The organism is Moritella sp. F3 (assembly GCF_015082335.1).
GTDB lineage: Bacteria > Pseudomonadota > Gammaproteobacteria > Enterobacterales > Moritellaceae > Moritella.
In genome coordinates, this window is sequence record NZ_BLRL01000005.1 from 245,348 (window position 1) to 269,827 (window position 24,480).

Genomic DNA, 24,480 nt, shown 5'->3' on the forward strand with positions numbered 1-24,480 from the left:
TCGGTATGTATAGCCAAAGGATTGTGATTGATGGATTGCAGTATTGCAATTGGGATCGAGAGTACTTCCAGACATTGAAAAACAGTGGCATTACCGCTGTGCACGCAACGATTGTTTATCACGAGACTGCGCGTGAAACGTTGAGCCGTTTTGCTGAGTGGAATTTAAGGTTTGAACAAAATGCGGACTTGATCATGCCGATTCACTCTGTTGCTGATATCGAAAAGGCCAAAGCTCTCGGTAAAGTGGGGGTTTTCTTTGGCGCACAAAATTGCTCATCAATTGATGATGAAATCGGTTTAATTGAAGTAATGCGCCAACAAGGTTTACTTATTATGCAGCTGACTTATAACAACCAAAGCCTATTGGCAACCGGGTGTTATGAAAAAAATGATAATGGTATTACCCGTTTTGGTAAGCAAGCAATTGCTGAGATGAATCGTGTTGGCATGATCATCGATATGTCACATAGTGCAGAGCGATCTACACTTGAAGCGATTGATTTATCATCTCGCCCTATTTGTATTAGTCATGCTAACCCGACGTTTGCGTTTGAAGCGTTGCGTAACAAGTCGGATACGGTGATTAAGTCATTAGCAGCACGCGGCGGATTATTAGGGTTCAGTTTATACCCATTTCACTTACCTAATGGCAGTCAATGCAGCTTAGATGATTTTTGTCAGATGGTTGCTAAAACGGCAGATATGGTAGGGGTTGAACACTTGGGGATTGGTAGTGACTTGTGTCTTAACCAACCGCAAGCTGTATTGGAATGGATGCGTAATGGTCGCTGGTCTAAAGCGATGGATTACGGTGAAGGTTCAGCAAACAATTCAGGGTGGCCTGATTCATTGCCTTGGTTCTGCGGCAGCGCAGGCATGGAGAATATTTATAACGGATTAATGCGCTACGGATTTTCAGAATCTGAAGCGGGGCAAGTATTAGGCGAAAATTGGTTTAACTTTTTAAAGCAAGGATTAGAGCCTATTTCGTAAATCGTTACGACACATAGAACGTCAGTCCATTATTATAAATCGAGAGGACTGACGTAAACACACCTTTGCAGTTGCAAAGCATACCTCTGGAGTCAGAGCATGTCAGATTTAACCAAAATCGCGAAAGCGGCGAGCTTAGATAGTGATGGTAGTAATACCGTAAGCTCATCAAATAATAGCGAAGTAAGTGATAGTAATTCTACAGCGGATAAATTGGGTTTTAGTAATCCCGCTTTTTGGTACAGCGGCAGTTTTCTTGCCTTGTTTGTACTATTAGCACTATACGATGAAGCATTGTTATCAAGTCTTGTTAATACGGGATTCTCATGGGCTGTTACAGTCTTCGGTCCTTATTGGCAGGTATTGTTGCTATTAACTTTTTTGATTGGCATCGCGTTAGCCGCTGGTCGTACAGGTAAAGTTGTTTTAGGTGCATTACCTAAGCCTGAAATGGATGGCTTTCGTTGGATGGCTATTATCTTTTGTACATTACTTGCTGGTGGTGGTGTGTTCTGGGCTGCAGCTGAGCCGATAGCACATTTTGTTAACCCGCCACCTCTGTATGGTGCTCAAGAAAACATTCAACAAACGGCTGTTAATGCTTTATCACAATCGTTCATGCATTGGGGTTTTCTGGCTTGGGCTATTGTCGGTAGTCTTACTTCTATCGTAGTAATGCACCTGCATTATGATAAAGGCTTGCCGCTGAAACCGCGTATCCTACTTTATCCTGTGTTTGGTAAACGGGTGTTAACGGGACACACCGGCGCGTTGATTGATGCTTGTTGTATTGTTGCTGTTGCGGCAGGGACTATCGGTCCGATTGGTTTCCTTGGTCTACAGGTGAGCTACGCATTAAACGTTTTGTTTGAGATCCCAGACGGATTTACTACGCAGCTTATCATTGTTTTATTTGCCATTGCTTTATATACCATTTCGGCATTGAGTGGCTTGAATCGAGGCATGCAAATGCTTAGCCGTTACAACGTTGTTTTAGCGTGTTTATTGATGGCTTACATTCTTATTTTTGGTCCAACTAACTTTATATTTAATGGCTATATCCAAGGTGTGGGTAGCATGGTTGATAACTTCATCCCGATGGCAACATACCGTGGCGATGAAGGTTGGTTGAGCTGGTGGACCGTATTCTTCTGGGGGTGGTTCTTGGGTTATGGCCCGATGATGGCAATCTTTATTGCACGTATCTCACGTGGCAGAACGATCCGTCAATTGGTCACCACGATCAGTATCATTGCACCACTTACTACCTGTTTTTGGTTCACGATTGTCGGTGGTTCAGGTTTAGCATTTGAAATAGCAAATCCGGGGTCTGTTAGTTCTGCATTTGAGGGCTTTAACTTACCTGGTGCACTGTTGGCTGTAACGTCGCAGTTACCATTTCCGATGATTACGTCTGTACTGTTTCTTATCCTGACTACGATCTTTATCGTGACGACGGGTGACTCGATGACTTACACCATTAGTGTGGTGATCAGTGGTGAAGAAGAACCAAATGCCTTTATTCGTACATTCTGGGGTGTGGTGATGGGGATCACTGCGTTGGTGCTTATTTCACTGGGCTCGGGAGGGATATCCGCACTGCAATCTTTCATTGTTATAACTGCAGTACCGGTTTCTTTAATCTTATTACCTTCGCTCTGGAACGCACCACAAATCGCGATTCAGATGGCGAAAGACCAAGGTTTATAGCACGTCTTAATGGTCAGTCGATTGATTGACTGACCGTGAATAACAATGTGAAGCAGGGCGGTTAGCAAGCCGCCTAATTAAAATTCTTATATTTACAATGGAAGTTAATAATATGGATGCTCGTCCTTCAACTTGCGGTGGCACTTATATGCGTGATCCTGTAACCGTTATGGCGCCAGAAAGACTTGGTGCAATGCATCAGAACCGGATCAGCTTTGTGCGCTCTTTAATTCGTAAAATGGCACAACAAAAATGGCAAGTGACTAAGCACGACTGGCAGTTGTCAGCAGAAGGCTTTGGTCATGTGATTTACAAACTGACAACACTGAATCATATTTATCACTTAGTTATTTTTTGTGATGAGATTGCCGATGAAGATCGTAATGATCGTGTTATTGCCGAAAAGTGGGACGTAACGTTCGCCCTGGTTTATGGCGATGTTGATGTTGATTTATTGAGTCGCTTACGCACTAACGTGCCGTTGCAAGAAGCTGGACGAAATCCAAATAAAGTATTGGTATTGGCAAGAGCGAACAAAAGTGTACGGGTGTTTGAACATTTAGTATCACACCTTGCTAAAGGGCAGCAGCCGAATGCCAAAGAACTCGCAGAAGTTGGTTATATCCTACGTACGACAGCTGTTTACGGTAATGGTAAGTTTGGTATTGCTGATTTTGGCTGGCTGGAAACGACCGAAGACTTTAATCAGTCCTTCAGTGCGCAAATGTGTGCTGTGTATATCTTGCGTGAATTCAGCCTCGACTGGGTGCATTATTTAGCGCGGCAGCAAGGTGGAGATAAAGCGGTTAGTTTAGATCTTGGCTTACAACGTTACCTAGGGATCGGTAATGCGACAGGCTTGGGCATGGCACCGTACTTGATCAATCATCCTTGTGTTGTGGATAAATGGTTATCATCACGAGAGTCTGCGTTGACGGCTGTATTAAATGCTGCTGTTGAAGTACATAAATTAGCACCACTACAGCATTTATTACAAAAAGGGCTTTGCCATTTAGAGCAAATCATTACGATTAATGAAAATCAAGATGACCTTAATAATACTGCAATAACTGAATTACATGATCTATTGACTAAACTCGAAACCTTGCTTATACAGAGTCAAACTTGGTCAGAGTTAGTTGAATATACCAGTCGTTATAGTTTGGAAACGCAAGAAATTCTATTGTCGTGCTTGATGGAGATCTATCCTGCGTTGGTGGATAACTATGAAACTAAAATGAATTGTGATGAAAGCTTAAACCTACCGAGTGGTAAGCGTATTGAAGATTTGTTAGCGGTATTGGAAAGTAGTTATCGCTGGGCTATTGAGACTGATTTTAAGCAACCGGAAAATAACTATTGGTTCTGGTATCGCTCACAAGACAAAGAAGAACCACGGTTAGGTGTTCGCGGTGAAGAACCGGGTGAAGATCGTGAATTACCCTTGGATATTGGTCGTCAAGCTAATCGCCTTTATCATGCGTTATTGATATGTAAACCCAATATGCAGTTGGCTGAATTTTTAGTATTACAGCCTCAATACCGAGCCATTTCACGTCGTGTTTGGACGCTAGGGAATAAGCAAATGGGTGAAATACAGATGAATGTATTACATAAGAAGTCGTTACCTATGCATCTCTTGCGCTGTAAGTTAGCGGTGCTGGGTGCAACTAAATTTGACCCTCGCTCTGAACGTTGGGTACGTGTTACTTTTTTCCAAGGCGCACCGTTACTTAACGAACTCCATGATGGAGAGTGGTTGTTTCCGTTATTACCAAGTAATGCCTTAAATCAAGCTGTAGTCGAAGGGGAAGTATCATGATCGTTTCACATAATGAATTAGTCTCGGTGGTGAATAAAGCCTTTTTAGGGATGCGTCGTAGCTGTGGTGAAGCCGATGTGATAGCCAATATGGTTGCTGGTTTACAGATTGTTGGATTAAATGGTATCGGCCACTTTAACAACGCTGCGCAGTTTTTAACGGCGGAAAAAGACTCCCCTGTTGATATCTTTATTACTAATGAAGGTGGACTGGTTGTTGATTTACATGGTTGTAGCTTAGCTTGTCACCTACCAGTTGTGATCGATTACGCGCTTGAAAAAATGGTCGGTAAAAAGCACCTGACGATTGAATTGAAAAATTGTCACAACCGCTGGCTTGCGTATAACGAACTGGTGAAACTAGCGGCGAAAGGGTTGGCGTGTAAAGCGCAGTGGAATAATGGTTCGTCACCACAAAATACCCTGTATATTTTGAATCAAGGGTGTGTGTCACCGGAACTGTTTCTATCTGACCATCTCGATCTAGCAGGCCGAACATTACACGATATGACCATTCAATTATCAGTGAAAAATTTCGATATTGCCGGTTACTCAGCTGGTTACACAAAGCACATTAAGTCTTCATCGCTAAATAATGCACAACGTGATACCTGGTACGAGGGTATTTCAGTAGATGAGGGTGAATGGGAAGTATTGAAACGCACGGCGACGGCACTCTTGGTTGAAAATAGTGAGCAATCAGTTAAAGGCGCAGGTGAACTTGTTTAAATTGCGAGTTTACTGCCTCTACCCACATCGTCGAGGTAGTTGACTAACTTCAACACTCGGTGATAACTGTTTATAAACATTGAGTATATCCATTAAGCAGTGGTCAAACGCGGCCACTACGTTCGGGTCAAACTTGCTACCTGATAATGTATGAATCTGAGTGATGGCGACTTCAATCGGTATTGCTTTTTTATAACAGCGTGGGTGGATCATTGTATCAAAAGTATCTACAACGGCGACAATACGTGCCGACAATGGGATGTCATTATGTTGCAGTTGATTAGGGTAGCCACTACCATCCCAATGTTCGTGTAAGGTCAGGACGAGATTGTGCGCGAGTTGCAATGTGGTTGACTCTGCATCTTGTAAAATTTTAGCACCAATCACGGGTGCCGTTTTCATCATGATCCACTCTTGCATTGTTAGCGCGGCTGGTTTGGATAAAACCTGCTCTGGAATACCAATTTTACCTAAATCATGCAATTTTGCTGCGGCGCATAATTCTTTTGCTTTGTCTTTTGACATCCCCATGTTTAAACCAATTAACTCACAATAACGAGATACTCGGCGAATATGGTTTGGCGATGAATCATTTTTGTATTCTGCGGCTAACCCAAGTCGTGTAATCGTTTCGACATTGGTCTTTTCTAGCATTAAATGTAATTGCTCATTTTCTTTACGGGATGCAATCAAGCTATCAATCATATTGTTAAAGGCGTATTGGGTTTGTTGTAATTCAATAAAACTTGATTCGGTGATATTGGTTTTGATGAATTGACCACAGCGTATGTTCTCAGCAATGGTTTTAATTTTTCGTAATGAATCAGTAATATGATTGATGAAAAAGAAAGACGTGAGACAGGCGAAAATACTGATCACTAAGCCAAACAAAATATTCAACTTTTGGTTGGTGATGAGCTCACTGAGGAAAAATTGCTCAGGCATGTAGATCGCAATAATCCAAGGCCATTCATGATGGGTAAACTCTTTAAATAAACCATGATATTTATTATTACCGAAACTAAATGCCACTGCTGTTGCTGTACTGCCGGTCGAAAACAACTGGGTTTCTTCTTGCAAAGCCTGCCAAGCCGTTAAAGCGATTGGATTATTAATCTCATTGATACGGGGGAATCGTAGGCTTTCACTTGCAGTATCTTGAATTATTTTTTGGTCGGGATAAGCGATAATCTCACCGAGGCGGTTAGTGACAAAAGCCGTGCTGTTTTCGCCGAGATCAAGGTTATCGAAAAAAGATGAAATGGTGGCGAGTGATACATCGACACCCACGACGCCAATGAGTTTATTATCTTTATCATAAACCGGCATTGAACTAGTGATACCTGGCTTACGTGAGGAAAAAAACACATAGGGGTCGGTCCAAGATAAAGCGCCGTTATCCAGTGCTTTATTAAACCAGATACGATCGCGTGGGTCGTAGGATTCTTGCTGTATATTTTTGACGGAAAGTTGGGTGAAAATATTATCGTGGGTGAATAGCTGTGATGATGTTAATACATCCTTGTTATCAAATACGATGAACTTACGTGAAAATAATGGATCTTTGAAACCTTGTTCTCGCTGGACGTGTACAAAGGTGCCTTGGGTGTTTGCAAAGTAAATCCCTGAGATATGCGGAGATTGTTTTAACTGCTGAAAAAAATATAAGCTAAGATCTTCAGGGCGGTCTATCGATAATACATCGGCACTCAATAACTCGCTGCTTAATAACGTGGTGGCTTCTGCGGTATCCAGAAAACGTTTTGAGTTGTTAATAATATTATCGGCATAATCAATCATTAACTTATGGGCGTGAGAATTAAAAGAACGCTGGTTAGAGACGTAACTCGAGACGAGCAGTGTGGTTAATGTGACAAATTGTAGTAGGATCACACCGCTAATGAGGGCTTTTTTTATGGTAATACGCACGGTAATTCATCCTTGAATTATGCATAATATATGACTTGAACACTATTATTAACATCGCGATTTAATGGAGTCAAGTGTACTTAACTTATTAACTTCGATAGTTATTTAGTGTATTAATCACTTCTTCTGACTGACGTAAGGCTCTTAATTGGGTAAACAAGTCAACCGCTTCAGGATACTGCTTACGTAAGTAGCTAAACCATTGTTTTATTCTGTTCGGCAGATACTTCTCTTTATCGCCTCGAATCTCTAATTGGCAGTAATTTTGTAATAAAGTCACTACATCAGCCCAAGGCATAGGTGCTTGATTGTATTTAACCACAGAGCCTAGGTTTGGTAAGTTTAAGGCGCCGCGGCCTACCATAAGATCTTCACAACCGGTGACTGCGAGACAACGCTGGCCATCTTCGTAGTTCCAAATCTCACCATTAGCAATAACAGGAATTGATACATGCTGCTTAATATCGGCAATGGCTTCCCAGTTGATAGCCGCTGCGCGATAACCATCGGCCTTTGTTCGCCCGTGTACTGTTAGCTCATTAGCGCCTGCTTGTTGCACTGCATCAGCGATTTCTAATTTTTGGTTACTGTCTTCCCAACCGAGACGGATCTTCGCGCTAACAGTGTGCTCTGATGATACAGCTTCTCGTACTTGTTTGACGATTTGGTACACAAGTTCAGGTTCTCGAAGGCAGGCTGCACCACCTGAAGATTTATTCACTTGCTTTGCTGGGCAACCAAAATTGATATCTAAACCGTGAGAGCCTAGTTCAATTGCACGCACGGCATTTTCTGCCATCCATTGTGGGTGCTGACCTAATAATTGAATGCGAACAGGTGTACCAGCTTGGGTACGACAACCGTTATTTAACTCGGCACAATAACGATAAAAAATCTTTTCTGGTAATAGCTGTTCAACAACTCGAATAAATTCGGTTACGCACAAATCGTAACCGCCTTGCGCAGTGAGTAACTCGCGCATCAAATTGTCAACAACGCCCTCCATTGGGGCTAAAACTACGCGCATATGATGGTCCTGCGTTGGCAAAATGAGCGATTAAAACAGAATTAACCATAATTGCCAAATATATCGTATAATAATTTCTTCAAAAGGGCGTTAATCTTAATACTCGCTTGCATATCAACAAGCAGTTACATAAAATTTATCCCCATTATTATTCTTATATATTGAGCACATGTTTTATACCCAAGTTATTTGGTGATATGACAGTTCGCTCATCAAATTAGTAGGTTAAAGCATGAACCAAGATACACTCGGGTTTATTAAAGACAGTATTAAATCGATTCCAGATTATCCAAAAACGGGCATTATTTTCCGTGACGTAACAAGCCTTGTTGAAAATGGTCCAGCATTCGCTGCGACAATCGATTTACTTGCTGAGCGTTTTAAAGATGCTGGTTTTACTAAAATTGCAGGTACTGAAGCGCGCGGCTTTATTTTTGGTGCTCCACTTGCTAAAGCACTAGGTTTAGGTTTTATTCTTGTGCGTAAGCCGAATAAACTACCACGTAAAACTATCGAACAAAGCTACGAGCTTGAGTACGGTACTGATACGTTACAAATTCACGTTGATGCTGTTGATGCGGGCGATAAAGTTCTTATCGTTGACGATCTATTAGCAACTGGTGGTACTGTAGCTGCAACTGTTTCACTGATTCGCCAGCTTGGTGGTATTGTTGAAGATGCGGCATTTGTTATCTCACTACCTGATCTAGGTGGTGAAACGGTATTGAAGAATCTTAATGTTAATATTACTAAATTAGTGGATTTTGACGGCGAGTAATTCGTTGTTACATTCATCATCGTAATAATCGTTCTTAGCTGGTGGCCGACTGCCAGCTATTTTCAGTCCCGAGCATGTTAGTGCTTCTCAATATTAAGTAATCGTTGAACTGTTATGAGTTATCAAGTTTTAGCGCGTAAATGGCGCCCGCATAATTTTCAGCAAGTTGTTGGTCAACAACACGTGCTGACCGCTTTAGTTAATGCGCTAGAGCAAGACCGTTTACACCATGCTTATTTGCTCAGTGGAACGCGCGGTGTTGGTAAAACAACGATCGCCCGTATTTTAGCGAAAAGCTTAAACTGCGAGAAAGGCATCACCAGTAAACCTTGTGGTGAATGTTCAACGTGCGTCGAGATTGATCAAGGCTCTTATGTCGATCTACTCGAAATCGATGCGGCATCACGAACTAAAGTTGAAGATACGCGTGAGCTACTTGATAACGTACAGTATAAGCCAGCTCGAGGCCGATTTAAGGTGTACTTAATCGATGAAGTACACATGCTTTCTAAGCACAGTTTTAATGCGTTATTAAAAACGTTAGAAGAACCACCTGAATATGTGAAGTTCTTACTGGCGACAACAGATCCACAAAAATTGCCGATTACCATTTTATCGCGCTGTTTGCAGTTCCATTTAAAGGTATTAACGCCTGAGCAGATTTCTCAGCAGTTAGTGCATATCTTATCGCGTGAACATTGTCAGTACGAGTTATCAGCATTAAATTCAATCGCTAAAGCGGCTGATGGCAGTATGCGTGATGCGTTGAGTTTAACTGACCAAGCGTTATCACATGGTGCGGGTGAAGTTTTACATCAAACCGTATTAGATATGCTAGGGACTCTCGATCACAGTCATATGTTGCAGCTACTGCGCCTAATTGTCACTGGTGATGCAAATAGCTGTATGGCTAAAATTGCTGAGGTTAGTTCGTTAGGGCCTGATTTTGACCAATTACACATAGAGTTAGCAAGTTTGTTACACCGCATTGCGATGGCGCAGATTTTACCGTCATCTGTGGTTGATTCTGAGCATGCAGATAAAGTGAAAGCTTTATGTGATGAAATGTCACCTGAAGATGTGCAGTTGTATTATCAAATTACCTTAACAGGTCGCAAAGAGCTGCCACTAGCCCCCGATCCACGTAGTGCGTTAGAAATGACGATATTACGTATGCTTGCATTCCGTCCACAGGGACGCTTACAAGCACCTGAAAGAGATGTGACGCCTGCACCTGTGACAATCGCACCGGTGATGGCTGAAACTGTCGTGGCAGCGCCCGTTGCGCAAGCACCAGTTTCTGAAGTACTTGAAGCCGCTCCAATACAGGCACAAGTTTCAGCACCTGAGCTTGCACCATTGCAACAACAAGCACCGCAGCAAATTCAACAGCTTGAACCACAGCAGCAAGTACAACCTGTCGCAGTGCCAGCACTTGAACAACCTGATGACGCGGTGATGAATTTAAACCTAGAGCAAAACGAGCTATTACAAGCAGCGCAAGCGATGGGTCATTTCGAACTACAAACGGCAGAGCAACAGATAGCAGAGCCGCAAACCGCAGAGCCGCAACATTATGCCGTTCCGCAAAATAGTGTGACACCAGAATACGCTCCGCAGCCAATGAATAACGTACCTGTACAAGTTGCGCCAATTCAGCAAGAGCAAGTAAGCACTGCACCTGCGTCGCAACAGCAGCCACTGAAATCACAAGAACAAGTGCCAGCGCAAGCTGCTGTGCCTGAAAGCGGTGTTGACCAAGGACGTAAAACACGTAACTTTTTACGCAGTCGTTTAGGTACAACTGCAAAAAAGTCGACAGCGGCGAAGAGTGAACAGGCTCCATCGTCGTATGTACCGCCGAAAAAAGCGGTAGCACCTGTTATCCAGCATACACCAGCGTCGCAGAGTCGTTTTAATACGCCTGCAAGCCAATCTATGCAGCAACAACAAACACAGCAACAGTCTCCACCGACATGGGACGAGTTGCCGCCACTTGATTCTTATCAGGATCAAGGTAACTATCCAGATCAAGGACAATATCAAGATTCTGGCCCTGCTCATTATCAAGGTAATGCACAGAACCAAGGGCAGGGTGGTTATAACAACCAAATGCCAGCACAAGGTTTTGCAGAACCAGCTGTACGTCAAATTGATCGTTTCAGCCAGGTTAAGGTTGATATTAATGATTTATCACCGGCTTTCCAGCCGCAAAAATCAGGTAAATCAACAGCGACTGCACCGCTAGATAATAAGCTACGAGATGAAAATGACCCATGGTGTTGTTATATTAATCAGATGAGCTTAGGTGGACGTGTACGCCAATTGGCATTGCATAGTGTCATGGAGCAGGAGCCTGGTCGAATTACATTGACTATGAATCCAGACCAACGCTACTTTGCTAATGATAAGTCGCGTCAGCAATTAAGCGATGCGTTGCAGCAAGTATTATCTGAGCCTGTTGAGCTCGTGATTAATTTCGGTGAAAACCCAAACAAATCAACGCCAGCGCAACTTGAAGAAATTATTTATCAACAACGTTTAGCGAATGCGACTAAAAACTTGTATGATGATAAGTATATTCAGTTCTTTATGAACCGCCTCGGCGCTGTTATTGATGATAGCTCAATCGTGCCGTTATAATTTTTTATAGTGTTGATATCAATCGTTATCAACCTTGATTTTTTTCCAGTGATACCCATATAGTATGGATATTCAATGCGTAACAGTTAGTATTAACTTATTGTTGTTCGCGATAGTCAATAGAAAGAGAGTTTAATATGTTTGGTAAAGGCGGAATGGGCGGCTTAATGAAGCAAGCTCAACAAATGCAAGACAAGATGGCTAAAGTACAAGAAGACCTAGCTAACATGGAAGTAGTTGGTGAATCTGGTGCAGGCATGGTTAAAATTACGATGACTGGTAGCCACAACGTACGTCGTGTACAAATCGACCCTGAATTGATGGAAGACGATAAAGAGATGTTAGAAGATCTTATCGCTGCTGCTATCAACGATGCTGCTCGTCGTGTTGAAGAAGAAAACAAATCAAGAATGGCCGATGTTACTGGCGGTATGAAATTACCACCGGGTATGAAAATGCCGTTCTAATTCTTTAATTAGAATGATGGTTGATAGTTAATATTTGTTAGCTAGATACAACGAAAAAATGGCAAGTAACCTTTCTTAATATAAGATTGGTACTTGCCATTTTTTATAGCTGTTACTTCACAAAATACATATCTTTTGCGTAGATATTATCACGCGGCTTGTTCCCTTGGAATCCTTTCAATGTGTCTCTAACCGTACATGCTTACGTATAGTTATACAGCGGCTAGAGCATAAGCTAAGAAAAACGGGAACACCCAATTGGATGTCCCCGTTATGTTATTAGTTATTGTTTAAAATGCTTTAGCTTCTTTAACTATCACATGACGAGATAAACAGGCCAGCCTAATAAACCAATAAGACCTTCTTTATCTTCGTATCGCTCTAAACGTTCTGGACTAGCATTGTCTAAACGCAGTTTTCGATAGTTTTTAGCGAACGTTAATGTGCGTAGTAAACCTGCGGAAAAGTATTTACCTTGGTCTGTTCTGATTGTCTCAGCGAGTGTCGACGGTAACTCAGATAGCGTGACTTCAATCTGTTGTTCAATGAACTCAAGTGTAAACCAAGCATCATCCAGCTCAATCTTAGCGATATTTTGCTTCAGATTTTGTCTTACTTTTATTGGACCAAAAAGAAGGCGATATAACACGACTTCTGCAAATACGTTTTCTAAGCTTAAACAGTCTAGTGGATCATAGGTAGACTGCGCGTAAAACTGGTTTAGTAGACCGACAATAGACTCTTCACTATTAAAGTCTAATAGTGCGTCTTGGTAGCTCTGCCAACCTTGCCATTCATCCGCATCACTCGGTGTTGAAATTTTATCGAGTAGTAGTGGATCGATATCGCCATATATTGACTTACCGTTGAGCTTGTACTTACTCACACGACTAAGCATGCTCCAGCCTTTCTGGAAGGACTTTACCATGCCATTTGGCGCGATAAGCAGTTTAAATGCTATCGCCTTGTCGTGATTACTTAGCGACATTAATCCTAAGCTAGCGACTCCGATCACATCGAACGCGGCATTTTCTAGCAGGTGCATTTTATGCTTGTTATAAAATTTATCTGCTAGCTTAAGACTCATTAGTATCGCTTTGTTTTTTATTTCAGCAAGTTGAGATTCATCCAATAACGATTCTGCTTGCGCATAATCTAATACTTTCGTTAAAAAAGGGCCTTGATTACTGTCTCTTAGTACAATGTTCATTAACGGAACCCTTAATCAAGAAAGCTAAACATGTCATCAACTTCTTCGTATTCATCTTCTACTGCGTTCTTTTCTTTTGCTTGCAGTACTAATTCATTAACGAAACTGTCGATGATAGCAACCCAGCTTGAGTTTTCGCTACGCAGTAAGTTCTTAATTGATTTTTCAACTTCCGGTGCTATATCTCGGATCAAGGCTAATAAGCTACGTGGATCGTCAATACTTAAACTGTGTGTTTCTTCTTCAACACTACGGTCTGTAAAGCCAACTGTTTCGCCATCATCTTCATCATCGTAATTGTCTGTGATGTGACTGTGGTGATCAGCCTCGACCTTGGGTGCTAACAGGTATTCAATAAACGGGATCGACAGATAAAACAGACCCGCTTGATCTTCAGCAATACATTCTAGAATAGCGGCTTGTTTAGCTTCATTATCTTGAATACGGATAAGATAAGTTAAAAAATCAAACGTGTGCTGAATTAATTCATCAGCGTTGTTTTTTACTTTTTCTTCCCAATACAGCGGTTGCTGGCAAACGATGTCGCGGATCTGTTCAGGCGTCATCAGTTCTGACATGATAGAAGGGCAAGAGATATCATGGTGACTGTTTATTTGTGTTAATGTGACGATATCCATCTGCTCGATCACTTCAACTAATACTTCATCAGTCATGGTGTTTGCCATTAACTCAAATTTCTTACTTGCTTGTTGCGGTTCTACATCAGCAAGTTGTTTGATCTCAATTACGGCTGTTTCAATTAAGCTATTCATTAATGCTCTTCCTCGTCAAATTGATCGTAATAACCTTCTTCGCTATCTAGGTAGTCATTATCATCTTGTTCTTGAGCTTGGCTAGTTGGCGTCGACTGGTTTTCATTTGCCAACAAGAATAGGACGATACAGCTCTCTATTAATAAGGTCTCAGAGAAGTTTTTTACAGCTAATACAAGCGGTAAGTCTTCCTTATTAAATGCGACGGTAGTTTTAAAATCATCCCACTCAGGCTGAATCCCTTCTTTGACCCAATGAGCCCATTGGATTTTAGCTTCAGGTGGAAATTTAACTTTTTCATAAAGTGCAATCGGCAAGTACTCTGGTACAGACTCAAGTAACTCCGGATCAGCTAATAAAACAGTCTTAATTTGGCTGGTAAATTTCGCAAGTGCATCTGGCGTATCGGGATCGTTATAAGATTCGATATTGCTGTATGCATTTTCTTTTAATTCATCAATACGTGATAGATCTAGTGCTTTTGTCATAAATGCTCAGAAATTAACTTATAGAATAAAATTGATCCCACAGCTCGCGCATCGCGGCAGCAGGGTCGGTCACAATAACATTACTGAAGTTTTTTACAAATTCGCGTTTTAGCTTCGGATCTGAAAGCACTTCATAGGCGTTTCTTACGCGTTGCAGCTGAGCTTCAGCATGCTTTTTTTCATCGTCTGATGCGCCGAGTAATTTATCTGGGTGAAAGCGATTCGATAGACGTTTATAGGCTTTTTTAACGTCATCTTCATTTGCGTTCGGCTTGATACCAAGCACACTAAAGTGGTTAATCATAATGTTACCTGTGAGAGTTTAGCGCAACCAATAATTTGGGAGGCAAAGTTTAACGGCTGAAAGGTCATAGCACAACACAAATCCGCTATTGTTGAGGCTTAATGTGTTTCCTGGACGCTAACGAACAGATCTCGGGATTTAACATTATTATTTCCCTCTTATTGTATATATTTTAACGCTTATTTGAAGTTTAGTTAAAGCCTAGATAAACATCGAATCAATCTGCAGCCTAGCTACTTACACTTAAGTAAAATTATATGCTAAAGCAATCGAATTAATGTAGTATTGCGCTCAATATAGACGGTGAATTTAGCTTGTGCCGACATTTTTTGGAGTTATTAATGAAGTTCAGTCCCTTGTTAGATCAATTAATTAATGATCTACAAATTTTACCGGGTGTTGGCCCTAAGTCTGCCCAGCGTATTGCTTTTCATATTTTAGAGCGTAAGCGTGATAGTGCAGTTTCTTTGGCGCATTCTTTAGAGAAAGCAATGATTGAGATTGGCCACTGCCAACAGTGCAATACACTGACTGAATTAGATATCTGTGCTATTTGTGCCAATCCAAAACGTCAAACAGAAAAGACCCTTTGTGTGGTTGAAGGGCCGGCTGACGTCGCTGCGATTGAACAGACCAACCAATTTAGTGGTCAATATTTTGTATTGATGGGTCACTTATCACCATTAGATGGTATCGGACCGGATGAAATTGGTTTAGATAAATTAGCTGAACTATTAGCGTCTGGCCATTATGAAGAACTTATTCTGGCAACCAATCCAACTGTGGAAGGCGAGGCTACTGCATATTATATTGCTGAGATTGCACAAGAATATGGCGTGAAAGCAAGCCGTATTGCGCATGGTGTACCTGTGGGTGGTGAATTAGAGTATGTAGATGGAACGACCTTGTCCCATTCACTACTTGGTCGACAACGAATTAGCTAATTAATTGATAGGTACAGAACAGTAAACATGAGTGTTGTTGGGATAGACAATGTTATCAAGGCTTTCAATGTACTACTAAAATTCATAATGACCTCGGTCTTTAAAAATAAGTAATAACATCCTTGTCATCAATCTAATGACGGAAGAATAACAATTAAGTATAGATAATGCTAGTTCAATAACAAAAAACCGATAGTGAATCACTTCACTATCGGTTTTTTTAATACAATCGATTTATTACTATCTAGCCTAAGGCTAACAAGTAATTAAGCTGCGAAGTTAGCGGCAGCGAAATCCCAGTTAGCTAGTGCCCAGAAACCGTTAAGGTAGCTAGGACGTAGGTTACGGTAATCGATGTAGTAAGCGTGTTCCCAAAGATCAACAGTGATTAGCGGTGTAACACCAGCTTCTGTGATTGGCGTACCAGCGTTAGAAGTATTAACGATTTCTAATTCGCCTTCAGCGTTTTTAACTAACCAAGTCCAGCTTGAACCGAAGTTGTTAACAGCTTTATCGTTGAATGCAGCTTGGAACGCTTCGAAAGATCCGAATTTAGCGTTGATAGCGTCAGCTAGAGCGCCTTCTGGTTGGCCTTTTGCAGCAGGAGTAAGGCTGTTCCAATAGAATGTGTGGTTCCATACTTGCGCAGCGTTGTTGAATACTGGACCAGTAGAAGATTTAACTATCTCTTCTAAAGTCTTTTCAGCAAGAGGAGTACCTTCGATTAGACCATTAAGCTTAACCACATAAGTGTTGTGGTGTTTGCCGTAGTGGAAAGAAAGAGTCTCTGCAGAGATATGTGGTTCAAGTGCATCTTGCGCGTACGGTAAAGCTGGTAGTGTAATACTCATAGGTATTTCCTTATGTATTGATAGCCAAAGGCTATCCATTGCTCATTATTGATTTAATTATTGCAAGAATACTAACGCTAGCGTTGAATATATTCAAGTATTTGAGCGTAATTGTACTGCTCAATTAATAAATTGTAACCAGCAAAGTAAAAATTTAACAATTAGACTAAATATAAAACAAAATAACCCTACAAAATAACGGTGTTAACGGAGCTATAATTAGCATAAAATGACTGACTAAATTTGTATTTATATAATGCATTCTATAGTTAGAGTTTAAATAACTAGATTCAAATAGCTAGATTCAAATAATAACGACAATAGATGTAAACGCTAAGATTTGTGAGGACACAATGGAAACTTTAGATAAAATCAAACAGCAACTTGCTGAGAATTCAATCATCCTATACATGAAAGGTTCACCAAAACTACCTAGCTGTGGTTTTTCTTCACAAGCATCACAAGCTGTAATCAACTGTGGTGAGCAATTTGCTTACGTTGATATCCTACAGAATCCAGATATCCGTGCTGAGCTACCTAAATACGCGAACTGGCCTACATTCCCACAACTATGGGTTGACGGCGAGCTTGTTGGCGGTTGTGACATCATCATGGAAATGTTCCAACAAGGCGAATTGCAGCCATTAATCGCTGAAGCTGCTGCAAAAGCAAAAGCTGAGTAATATTGAATGGGTTGATTATGCTTAGTCGGTGGTATTAATCGCTACTAACTATAATGAGCATACGAAAAAGGGAAGCAATTGCTTCCCTTTTTTATATCTACGATTTAATCGTTAACATATTTTATACGATTACAGGGTAACAGCTGCGATCCAACCAAAGATAATAAGCGGGATATTATAATGGATGAATGTTGGGATCACCGAATCTCGGATATGATCGTGCTGACCATCAACGTTTAGACCAGATGTTGGACCTAATGTTGAATCTGATGCTGGTGAACCGGCATCACCCAGTGCTGCAGCTGTACCAACTAGTGATGCTGTTGCAAGTGGAGAGAAACCAAACTGCAGTGCCAATGGCACATAGATAGTCGCAAGAATTGGAATAGTCGAGAACGACGAACCAATCCCCATTGTCACCAATAAACCAGTTACTAGCATTAACAGTGCTGCTAAGCCCTTGTTATCACCAATAACACTACCAATCGAACCAACTAATGATTCAACACCGCTTGTTGCTTTCATTACTTCAGAAAAGCCTGATGCTGCAATCATGATAAAACCAATCATCGCCATCATGTGAACGCCACGGGTAAAGATATCTTGAGTCTCGTGGAATTTAATCACGCCACCGAGTGTAAAGATAATGAAGCCTGTTAGCGCACCTAAAATGATTGAATCATAGATTAACTGTAAGCTAAGCGCAGCAACAACCGCAACCATCGCAACGATAATATGGCGAGGATTATATTCAACTTTCTGTACTTCTTTCGTTGTTAATTCACTTTCAGTCAAGTATTCGCGTGGCTTACGATAGCTAAACACCACTGCGGTAATAAGACCTATAACCATACCGAGTACAGGCAGTGCCATTGCGGTAGGTAATTGCTCGGCAACGACGTTTGCACCGTTATCATTTAGGTTTTTAAGTAGGATATTATTTAAGAAAATACCACCAAAACCAATTGGTAAGAACATATACGTTGCAGTTAAACCAAAGGTGATCACGCAAGCGACAGCACGGCGATCTAATCTCAATTTATTCATCACACCAAGTAGAGGCGGAACAAGTAGCGGAATAAACGCAATATGAACAGGGATAACGTTTTGTGATGAGATTGCGACTAATAGCAGCGTAAAGAGCAAACCATATTTAAAACCGTTTATTTGGCGTTGCGTGCCGCCAGTGCCTAAACGACTAACAATTTTAGCCGCTAATATGTCAGTAATACCTGACTTTGAGATAGCAACTGCAAATGCACCTAACATGGCATAGTTTAATGCAATTGATGCACCACCACCTAAACCTGAGTTAAACGCTGCAATAACTTCTTCTAAAGGTAAACCACCAATTAAACCGCCTAAAATGGCACTAATTGTGAGCGCTACAACAACATTAATCCGCATAAAGCTCAGGATTAACATAGTCAGCACCGCGATAACTACAGGATTCATCTATCTACTTTCCAATGTTAATAATTTCATTAAATGTAGTATATAAAACTATAGTGAATAAGATAAGTGAATTTTACGTCTATTTATGGGTATTTATATAGGTTTAGTGAATAACTTAAGCTTTAACTTCATGATATTAACGATTTGATGATTAATAATGAATTGAAAATTTGTTGCAGATTGCACTTTGGCTGCTAGCATTGCGTTAATCACTTGGTGTTTTATTCTGACTTGTGATTACACATGGCGCATGGATGCTTTATATAAATTTAATTTAGCATTTAAGCCTGATTTTTAAGGTGTTATGACTCGCTTGAGTTTGCTTAGGCCACTTTGCTAGATTCGTTATGGCGCTTAAAAACTCATGATCCATATAGCTGAAGTAAATCGTTATCAAATAAGTAGTAATGTACCAACAACATACGCTAACACTTATTTTCTTTCCAATATTAAAGGTTTTTGTCGCTCTGTATTGACCTTGAATTTCTATCAACTATACCGTTTATCTCGCAATGTAATGATAATCGCCATGCTATTTGCGTCTTTATCTGTACGTGCAGAAAGTGTTGATGATGATAAGCAGCAACATTTTATTGCCGAGACCGTAATATGCGGAGCGACTATGATGTATACCGAAAGTTGGTGGCAAACCATGCTGGTCGGTTTAACGGTTGGTGCGCTGAAAGAGACTTATGATAGTACTCAGGAAGGGAATAAATTCGATAAAAATGATATGGCTGCAAATATGTTAGGTTGCGTGGCAGGGCTTAGTTATGGTGCGACTGTATTATATTTTCATTATGAAAGTGAGACTGATACGACGATAATTGGTGTGGAAGGCAAGTTTTAACAACTATTTATATTATTAGAGTTTTGCCCCTTTACGCGTCAAAATCCAGTGCTTAACTCGAGAGTTATAGCGTCTGTATTGTTCATCACGCAGGGGCATAATAGCTTATTCTGTTTCAGTGCCCGTACTTAAGATGCCATTACTTAACGTACTATCAGTTAAGCTACTGTCATTAACAGCATTAGCTTCTTCAACATCGTCTTCTGGTACAGGAAGTGGCCAACCGCCCATGTCTTTCCATTTATTGACTATGTAGCAAAATAACTTTGCTGTTTGCTCTGTATCATATTTAGCGGAGTGTGCCTGTTTATGATCAAAAGGAATACCTGCAGCCATACATGCTTTAGCAAGTACAGTTTGACCAACGGCTAACCCAGCAAGCGTAGTGGTATCAAATGTAGCAAAAGGGTGGAAAGGATTACGTTTAATCTTTTCACGACTCGATGCTGCACTTAAAAAACCATGGTCAAACGCGGCATTGTGGGCAACCATTATTGCACGATGACAACCAGTATCCTTTAAGCCTTTACGAACTGCTTTATAGATCTCAGTGATCGCGTCGCGTTCAGGTACTGCACCACGTAATGGATTCGTTGGGTCGATACCGGTAAAATCTAAGGCTGCTTGCTCTAAATTAGCACCCTCAAACGGCTCTACATTAAAGTGCAGGGTATGCGAAATTTTAAGATAACCATCTTCATCCATTTCGAGGATTGAAGCGGCAATCTCTAACATAGCATCTGTTTGTGCATTAAATCCCGCTGTTTCGATATCGATAACAACAGGGAAGTAGCCACGGAATCGTTGGCTAAAAGCTGATTTTTCAGTTGTGCTCATGTGATCATTTTTTAGTGTTGACTTGGTTGGGATTATGCCATAATAATTGCATGTCCTCTAATCAACTTTGCGAATTTGTTGTTAGTTGTCGGGATAATCTACAAGGAATGACATTTAGGGCTGTTTAGTTAGGTATTTTTAAATCTTTTAGAAAATAGGCTCAAGTTATTTGAGTTAATACCGATAAGCTATATAGGCACCGAAGAAACAGGATTTTGAACCGTATGAATAATTGTCAACATTTTATAATTGCTTCACTTGTTGCTGTCGGTTCAACAAGCGCTTCAGCTAGCATGAAAAATTATGCGGCTAATTACGAATTTTCTCAATGGGAAAATAGTCGTTCTACGCCTGTACAATGCAGCCTGGAGCATGATATTCCTCGTTATGGTCAAGCAATTTTCACCAGTAGAGCATCGAAGTTAATTAACCTTAATTTTGAATTAGACATGAAACGTTTACCCGCTCAAGCTGAAATGGCTTCATTACGTTCGGTTCCACCAAGTTGGAAACCAGGCAGTGCTGCGAAAGATCTGGCTGATGTTAAACTCTATCGCCAATTTTCAGGATATGTGAGCGAGCAACCTGCTTGGCGCATGCTTGATGCATTAGATTCTGGTGATTACCCAACATTTTATTTCCGAGATTGGTATCGTGGCGGTGAATTTATTAGTGTTGGTTTATCCTCTGTTAACTTCCAAAATAAATATCAAGAATTCTTAGAGTGTGTAAGTAACCTATTACCTTACAGTTTGGATGATATTGCTTATTCAGTGCTTGATTTCAATGCGTCAAGTGATGAATTGACACAGCAAAGCCAGCAACGCTTGGCGATGATTAGCGAGTTTTTACAGTACAGCCCTGATATTAATGTCGTTGTTGTAGACAGCTATACCGCCAGTTATGGTGATGAACTACAAAACTTAGAAACCTCTTCATTACGAGCTGAGAATATCAAGCAGTACTTCTTAGCTAACGGATTTGAAAACCTCGAAATTAAAACCAATAGTTATGGCGAGAAAAGCCAAATAGCATCGAATAGTAATATTATTGAGCGACAAAAAAATCAACGAGTTGTGATATCATTGGGTCAACCGACTCTTTAATATCACTCAGTTGTAATAGGACGTGTTATGCAATTCTTACATACTATGGTTCGTGTTAAAAACTTAGAAGCATCTTTAGATTTTTACTGTAATAAACTTGGTTTAATCGAAGTTAAACGTAATGATTATGAAGAGGCTCGCTTTTCTCTTATCTTCTTAGCTGCGCCTAGCGATGCTGAACAAGCGAAACAAACTTCTCGACCAACACTTGAACTTACCTATAACTGGGATGAAGAAGCGTATGAAGGTGGTCGAAACTTCGGTCATCTTGCTTATGAAGTTGACGACATCTATACAACATGCGCTGAACTACAGGCTGCTGGTGTGATAATTAATCGTCCGCCGCGTGATGGCTATATGGCATTTATCCGTTCACCGGATGGTATTTCTATCGAGTTATTGCAGAAAGGTGACAGACTAACACCCCAAGAACCATGGGCTTCAATGCAAAATATTGGTGAGTGGTAAGCTAAGGTTTTAAGATAATAAGCTTGTAAGGTAATAGGCTCGTAATATAGCTGCCTTGATAAGTCTAAGCCCGTATAAATACCCCGTAAAAATACTACGTATGAGCGCAACTAGTAATATCTCATTATGATTAATCTATTGCGCTCAATTAATGCGCCCAATTAATAAAAATAGTGATACGCGCAAATTAAGATTAATATGCTTTAAAGTTATAATAAATAAGTTCTTATGGCTATAAATATATAAAAACATGCTTATATAGCTGATTGATATATTTATGTTGTTTATTATAAATAATGAGAATAACTAAATTTAAATTAATGATTCTCATGCGACTACCACTCAATTAACACATTAATCCCAGCCTAAATATCCACAAGTGAAATCTAAATAGCCATATAAAACAATGGTGTAGCGTGGTTCGTGTTGTTTTTAATATTAATTAGTTATTAATGAACGCCATAATATTTAATTTGTTTATATAGATACAAAGCCCACTTTAAATGATGATAATTATTAATTAGCTGGATTTTTAAACTATTTGCAATTGCCCCGCCAGAATTATTAACCTACAATCGCCGCCTCTTTATATCCGACAGGTTTTATTATTAATGTCTACACAACTAGCTAATCCAGCACCACTGGGCCTAATGGGCTTCGGTATGACTACCGTTTTATTAAATATCCATAATGCGGGATTTTTCCCAATGGATTCTATGATACTTGCGATGGGTATTTTTTACGGTGGTATTAGCCAAATTATTGCGGGTATTTTATGTTACAAACGTAATGATACGTTTGGCACGACTGCTTTTATTTCGTATGGCTTTTTCTGGTTAACATTGGTTGGTCTGATCTTGATGCCTAAAATGGGTGTTGCTGCGAGTCCTGCTGGCTTTATGGGTTGGTACCTGCTGTTATGGGGTCTATTTACTGCGGGCTTATTTATCGGTTCATTACGTTATCCACGTGCAAAACAGATCGTATTTGCTTCACTAACGGCATTGTTCTTCTTACTTTCTATCCGTGACTTTAGCGGTAGTGAAGTGATTGGCGTTATTGCTGGTTATGTTGGTATTTTCTGTGGTTTAAGCGCGATGTACTTCAGCATGGCGCAAATCCTGAATGGCGAATATGGCCGTGAAGTATTACCTGTAGGTAAACCTGTTTTTTAATCATTGCTAAGCTTTATCCTGAATAACAGGAAAATATAGCTGATTAAACACTGAGTACTATACGTAACATACAGTGAGAAATATAAAGGCGCGTTCAATGCATTGAACGCGCCTTTTTGATTGTTAGTGCGTTAATTAATGCGAATCAGGTTGAAAGAAAGGTGAGAATTCTTCCGTAAACATTTCTTTAAACGAGTCCCCAGACTTATAGATCATGTACACCGCTAATCTTTGTTGCTTTGCCAACGCCATTGCCTGTTCTTCGCCCATCGCCATAAATGCAGTAGCAAAGCCATCTGCAGTCATCGCGGAAGGGTGGATCACTGTCACGGAAACCAAATTATGCTGTGCTGGCAGAGCTGTTATTGGGTCTATAGTATGAGAAAAACGTTCATCATTAAGATCATAATAATTACGATAGCTACCTGATGTAACGATGGCGTTATTTCCCACACTGACAACATGCTGTACTGAGTGCTCTATTGTCGATGCTTTTTCAATGGCAATTTGCCAATCTACATTATTCCCATTTATTCCTTTTGCTCGTAAATCGCCACCAAGGCCAACAATATAATTATCAATGCCTAACGATTCTAAATATTCTGCGATAACATCAGCACCATAGCCTTTTGCTATGCCTGATAAATCGACATAAAGACTATCAATATTCTTACTTAAAGTATGCTTAGTGCTACTTAGGTGCTGAATGCCAACACGTGAGAGTGCTGATTTTATCATATCAGTTGTTGGTTTTTGCTGTGGTACATCACCAGGACCGAATCCCCATAAGTTAACGAGTGGGCCAAGTGTGATATCGAATGCACCTGATGTTATCTCATATATTCGAATAGACTCTGCAACCACCTTGGCTGTGTCTTCTGATACAGGAAAGTTATTAATAGCCGGGCTTAGATTAAAACGGGATAGCTCGGAGTGTGGGCGATAAGTCGACATCTGCTCGTTAACTTGCTCTAATCGTCGATCTATTTCAGCATGTATAGACGACTGTTTACTCGTCGATAATGGAAAGTGGGCTATTTTTATGTCATAAAATGTGCCCATGGTTTGACCTTTAAAAGTGCTATTGCTTAGCTGAGGCTCAGAGCAGCCAAGCATCAAAATAACCATTGTAGTAGCCGCTAGCCATTGCAGTGCTAATTTAAAGTGCACTGCGTGTGTGTATTGCATTTTTGTATTTATAGATTTGAAATATAACATTATATACCCTGATTTTACT

At 40.5% G+C, this 24,480-nt stretch carries 23 protein-coding genes; 13 read left to right on the plus strand and 10 right to left on the minus strand.

The window, feature by feature from the left end; all coding sequences use genetic code 11:
* Window positions 1-5: 5 nt before the first annotated feature.
* From JFU56_RS11285 to JFU56_RS11300, 4 genes are all read left to right on the plus strand, one after another.
* Complete coding sequence (locus JFU56_RS11285) at window positions 6-995, plus strand: membrane dipeptidase (protein WP_198437381.1); 990 nt, start codon at window positions 6-8, stop codon at window positions 993-995.
* A gap of 99 nt (window positions 996-1,094) precedes the next feature.
* Window positions 1,095-2,705, plus strand: coding sequence for a BCCT family transporter (locus JFU56_RS11290; protein ID WP_198437382.1), 1,611 nt, complete (start codon window positions 1,095-1,097; stop codon window positions 2,703-2,705).
* A gap of 112 nt (window positions 2,706-2,817) precedes the next feature.
* Window positions 2,818-4,527, plus strand: coding sequence for a hypothetical protein (locus JFU56_RS11295; RefSeq protein ID WP_198437383.1), 1,710 nt, complete (start codon window positions 2,818-2,820; stop codon window positions 4,525-4,527).
* Complete coding sequence (locus tag JFU56_RS11300; protein ID WP_198437384.1) at window positions 4,524-5,255, plus strand: DUF3726 domain-containing protein; 732 nt, start codon at window positions 4,524-4,526, stop codon at window positions 5,253-5,255. Before JFU56_RS11295 ends, JFU56_RS11300 begins: the two co-directional genes overlap by 4 nt.
* An 18-nt stretch (window positions 5,256-5,273) precedes the next feature.
* Here the strand turns inward: JFU56_RS11300 and JFU56_RS11305 are convergent, their stop codons facing one another.
* Both JFU56_RS11305 and dusC read right to left on the minus strand, forming a co-directional pair.
* A complete protein-coding gene (locus tag JFU56_RS11305) occupies window positions 5,274-7,184 on the minus strand; it encodes an HD domain-containing phosphohydrolase (RefSeq protein WP_198437385.1) in 1,911 nt (636 codons plus the stop codon).
* 88 nt (window positions 7,185-7,272) lie between these two features.
* On the minus strand, window positions 7,273-8,211 hold the full coding sequence (gene dusC / locus JFU56_RS11310; RefSeq protein WP_198437386.1) for a tRNA dihydrouridine(16) synthase DusC: 939 nt from the start codon (window positions 8,209-8,211) through the stop codon (window positions 7,273-7,275).
* Between the two features lie 232 nt (window positions 8,212-8,443).
* Between dusC and apt the strand changes: the two genes are divergently transcribed.
* The 3 genes from apt (at window position 8,444) to JFU56_RS11325 (ending at window position 12,099) form a co-directional block, all read left to right on the plus strand.
* Complete coding sequence (gene apt / locus JFU56_RS11315) at window positions 8,444-8,989, plus strand: adenine phosphoribosyltransferase (RefSeq protein ID WP_198437387.1); 546 nt, start codon at window positions 8,444-8,446, stop codon at window positions 8,987-8,989.
* A gap of 114 nt (window positions 8,990-9,103) precedes the next feature.
* A complete protein-coding gene (gene dnaX / locus JFU56_RS11320; RefSeq protein ID WP_198437388.1) occupies window positions 9,104-11,632 on the plus strand; it encodes a DNA polymerase III subunit gamma/tau in 2,529 nt (842 codons plus the stop codon).
* Window positions 11,633-11,769: 137 nt separating this feature from the next.
* On the plus strand, window positions 11,770-12,099 hold the full coding sequence (locus JFU56_RS11325) for a YbaB/EbfC family nucleoid-associated protein (RefSeq protein WP_017220587.1): 330 nt from the start codon (window positions 11,770-11,772) through the stop codon (window positions 12,097-12,099).
* Window positions 12,100-12,415: 316 nt separating this feature from the next.
* On the opposite strand, the gene JFU56_RS11330 is transcribed toward JFU56_RS11325, so the two are convergent.
* Genes JFU56_RS11330 through JFU56_RS11345 form a run of 4 tightly spaced genes read right to left on the minus strand, consistent with a single transcriptional unit; the run spans window position 12,416 to window position 14,874 of the window.
* Entirely contained in the window at window positions 12,416-13,309 is an 894-nt protein-coding gene (locus JFU56_RS11330; RefSeq protein WP_198437389.1) for a hypothetical protein, read from the minus strand.
* A gap of 11 nt (window positions 13,310-13,320) precedes the next feature.
* Window positions 13,321-14,082, minus strand: coding sequence for a hypothetical protein (locus tag JFU56_RS11335; protein ID WP_198437390.1), 762 nt, complete (start codon window positions 14,080-14,082; stop codon window positions 13,321-13,323).
* Complete coding sequence (locus tag JFU56_RS11340; protein ID WP_198437391.1) at window positions 14,082-14,570, minus strand: hypothetical protein; 489 nt, start codon at window positions 14,568-14,570, stop codon at window positions 14,082-14,084. Before JFU56_RS11340 ends, JFU56_RS11335 begins: the two co-directional genes overlap by 1 nt.
* Window positions 14,571-14,583: 13 nt before the next feature.
* Entirely contained in the window at window positions 14,584-14,874 is a 291-nt protein-coding gene (locus JFU56_RS11345; RefSeq protein WP_019440495.1) for a J domain-containing protein, read from the minus strand.
* 341 nt (window positions 14,875-15,215) lie between these two features.
* On the opposite strand from JFU56_RS11345, the gene recR reads away from it, so the two are divergent.
* The gene (recR, locus tag JFU56_RS11350; protein WP_198437392.1) at window positions 15,216-15,818 is read left to right on the plus strand and encodes a recombination mediator RecR; all 603 of its coding nucleotides are present in this window, start codon (window positions 15,216-15,218) and stop codon (window positions 15,816-15,818) included.
* Window positions 15,819-16,084: 266 nt separating this feature from the next.
* Here the strand turns inward: recR and JFU56_RS11355 are convergent, their stop codons facing one another.
* Window positions 16,085-16,669 carry a superoxide dismutase gene (locus JFU56_RS11355; RefSeq protein ID WP_198437393.1) on the minus strand — a complete coding sequence of 195 codons (585 nt, stop codon included), beginning with the start codon at window positions 16,667-16,669 and terminating at the stop codon, window positions 16,085-16,087.
* Window positions 16,670-17,022: 353 nt separating this feature from the next.
* On the opposite strand from JFU56_RS11355, the gene JFU56_RS11360 reads away from it, so the two are divergent.
* Entirely contained in the window at window positions 17,023-17,352 is a 330-nt protein-coding gene (locus tag JFU56_RS11360; RefSeq protein ID WP_017220599.1) for a Grx4 family monothiol glutaredoxin, read from the plus strand.
* Between the two features lie 129 nt (window positions 17,353-17,481).
* On the opposite strand, the gene JFU56_RS11365 is transcribed toward JFU56_RS11360, so the two are convergent.
* The gene (locus tag JFU56_RS11365) at window positions 17,482-18,807 is read right to left on the minus strand and encodes a Na+/H+ antiporter family protein (RefSeq protein WP_198437394.1); all 1,326 of its coding nucleotides are present in this window, start codon (window positions 18,805-18,807) and stop codon (window positions 17,482-17,484) included.
* A 364-nt stretch (window positions 18,808-19,171) separates the two neighbouring features.
* Here JFU56_RS11365 and JFU56_RS11370 point away from each other — a divergent pair, with 364 nt between their 5' ends.
* Window positions 19,172-19,657 (plus strand): hypothetical protein, encoded by a 486-nt coding sequence (locus JFU56_RS11370; RefSeq protein ID WP_198437395.1) that lies wholly within the window; start codon window positions 19,172-19,174, stop codon window positions 19,655-19,657.
* 105 nt (window positions 19,658-19,762) lie between these two features.
* Here the strand turns inward: JFU56_RS11370 and rnt are convergent, their stop codons facing one another.
* Complete coding sequence (gene rnt, locus JFU56_RS11375) at window positions 19,763-20,494, minus strand: ribonuclease T (protein WP_198437396.1); 732 nt, start codon at window positions 20,492-20,494, stop codon at window positions 19,763-19,765.
* A gap of 224 nt (window positions 20,495-20,718) precedes the next feature.
* On the opposite strand from rnt, the gene JFU56_RS11380 reads away from it, so the two are divergent.
* The 3 genes from JFU56_RS11380 (at window position 20,719) to JFU56_RS11390 (ending at window position 23,243) form a co-directional block, all read left to right on the plus strand.
* The gene (locus JFU56_RS11380) at window positions 20,719-21,600 is read left to right on the plus strand and encodes an OmpA family protein (protein ID WP_198437397.1); all 882 of its coding nucleotides are present in this window, start codon (window positions 20,719-20,721) and stop codon (window positions 21,598-21,600) included.
* Window positions 21,601-21,627: 27 nt separating this feature from the next.
* A complete protein-coding gene (gene gloA / locus JFU56_RS11385; RefSeq protein WP_198437398.1) occupies window positions 21,628-22,068 on the plus strand; it encodes a lactoylglutathione lyase in 441 nt (146 codons plus the stop codon).
* Between the two features lie 611 nt (window positions 22,069-22,679).
* The gene (locus JFU56_RS11390) at window positions 22,680-23,243 is read left to right on the plus strand and encodes an acetate uptake transporter (RefSeq protein ID WP_198437399.1); all 564 of its coding nucleotides are present in this window, start codon (window positions 22,680-22,682) and stop codon (window positions 23,241-23,243) included.
* Between the two features lie 135 nt (window positions 23,244-23,378).
* On the opposite strand, the gene JFU56_RS11395 is transcribed toward JFU56_RS11390, so the two are convergent.
* A complete protein-coding gene (locus tag JFU56_RS11395; RefSeq protein ID WP_198437400.1) occupies window positions 23,379-24,461 on the minus strand; it encodes an FAD:protein FMN transferase in 1,083 nt (360 codons plus the stop codon).
* Window positions 24,462-24,480 lie beyond the last annotated feature (19 nt).

Bases quoted from the DNA above. Each gene is read 5' to 3' on its own strand.
- JFU56_RS11285 (WP_198437381.1), top strand. From the start codon at position 6: ATGTATAGCCAAAGGATTGTGATTGATGGATTGCAGTATTGCAATTGG.
- JFU56_RS11290 (WP_198437382.1), top strand. From the start codon at position 1,095: ATGTCAGATTTAACCAAAATCGCGAAAGCGGCGAGCTTAGATAGTGAT.
- JFU56_RS11295 (WP_198437383.1), top strand. From the start codon at position 2,818: ATGGATGCTCGTCCTTCAACTTGCGGTGGCACTTATATGCGTGATCCT.
- JFU56_RS11300 (WP_198437384.1), top strand. From the start codon at position 4,524: ATGATCGTTTCACATAATGAATTAGTCTCGGTGGTGAATAAAGCCTTT.
- dusC (WP_198437386.1), bottom strand. From the start codon at position 8,211: ATGCGCGTAGTTTTAGCCCCAATGGAGGGCGTTGTTGACAATTTGATG.
- apt (WP_198437387.1), top strand. From the start codon at position 8,444: ATGAACCAAGATACACTCGGGTTTATTAAAGACAGTATTAAATCGATT.
- dnaX (WP_198437388.1), top strand. From the start codon at position 9,104: ATGAGTTATCAAGTTTTAGCGCGTAAATGGCGCCCGCATAATTTTCAG.
- JFU56_RS11325 (WP_017220587.1), top strand. From the start codon at position 11,770: ATGTTTGGTAAAGGCGGAATGGGCGGCTTAATGAAGCAAGCTCAACAA.
- JFU56_RS11330 (WP_198437389.1), bottom strand. From the start codon at position 13,309: ATGAACATTGTACTAAGAGACAGTAATCAAGGCCCTTTTTTAACGAAA.
- JFU56_RS11335 (WP_198437390.1), bottom strand. From the start codon at position 14,082: ATGAATAGCTTAATTGAAACAGCCGTAATTGAGATCAAACAACTTGCT.
- JFU56_RS11340 (WP_198437391.1), bottom strand. From the start codon at position 14,570: ATGACAAAAGCACTAGATCTATCACGTATTGATGAATTAAAAGAAAAT.
- JFU56_RS11345 (WP_019440495.1), bottom strand. From the start codon at position 14,874: ATGATTAACCACTTTAGTGTGCTTGGTATCAAGCCGAACGCAAATGAA.
- recR (WP_198437392.1), top strand. From the start codon at position 15,216: ATGAAGTTCAGTCCCTTGTTAGATCAATTAATTAATGATCTACAAATT.
- JFU56_RS11355 (WP_198437393.1), bottom strand. From the start codon at position 16,669: ATGAGTATTACACTACCAGCTTTACCGTACGCGCAAGATGCACTTGAA.
- JFU56_RS11360 (WP_017220599.1), top strand. From the start codon at position 17,023: ATGGAAACTTTAGATAAAATCAAACAGCAACTTGCTGAGAATTCAATC.
- JFU56_RS11365 (WP_198437394.1), bottom strand. From the start codon at position 18,807: ATGAATCCTGTAGTTATCGCGGTGCTGACTATGTTAATCCTGAGCTTT.
- JFU56_RS11370 (WP_198437395.1), top strand. From the start codon at position 19,172: ATGATCCATATAGCTGAAGTAAATCGTTATCAAATAAGTAGTAATGTA.
- rnt (WP_198437396.1), bottom strand. From the start codon at position 20,494: ATGAGCACAACTGAAAAATCAGCTTTTAGCCAACGATTCCGTGGCTAC.
- JFU56_RS11380 (WP_198437397.1), top strand. From the start codon at position 20,719: ATGAATAATTGTCAACATTTTATAATTGCTTCACTTGTTGCTGTCGGT.
- gloA (WP_198437398.1), top strand. From the start codon at position 21,628: ATGCAATTCTTACATACTATGGTTCGTGTTAAAAACTTAGAAGCATCT.
- JFU56_RS11390 (WP_198437399.1), top strand. From the start codon at position 22,680: ATGTCTACACAACTAGCTAATCCAGCACCACTGGGCCTAATGGGCTTC.
- JFU56_RS11395 (WP_198437400.1), bottom strand. From the start codon at position 24,461: ATGTTATATTTCAAATCTATAAATACAAAAATGCAATACACACACGCA.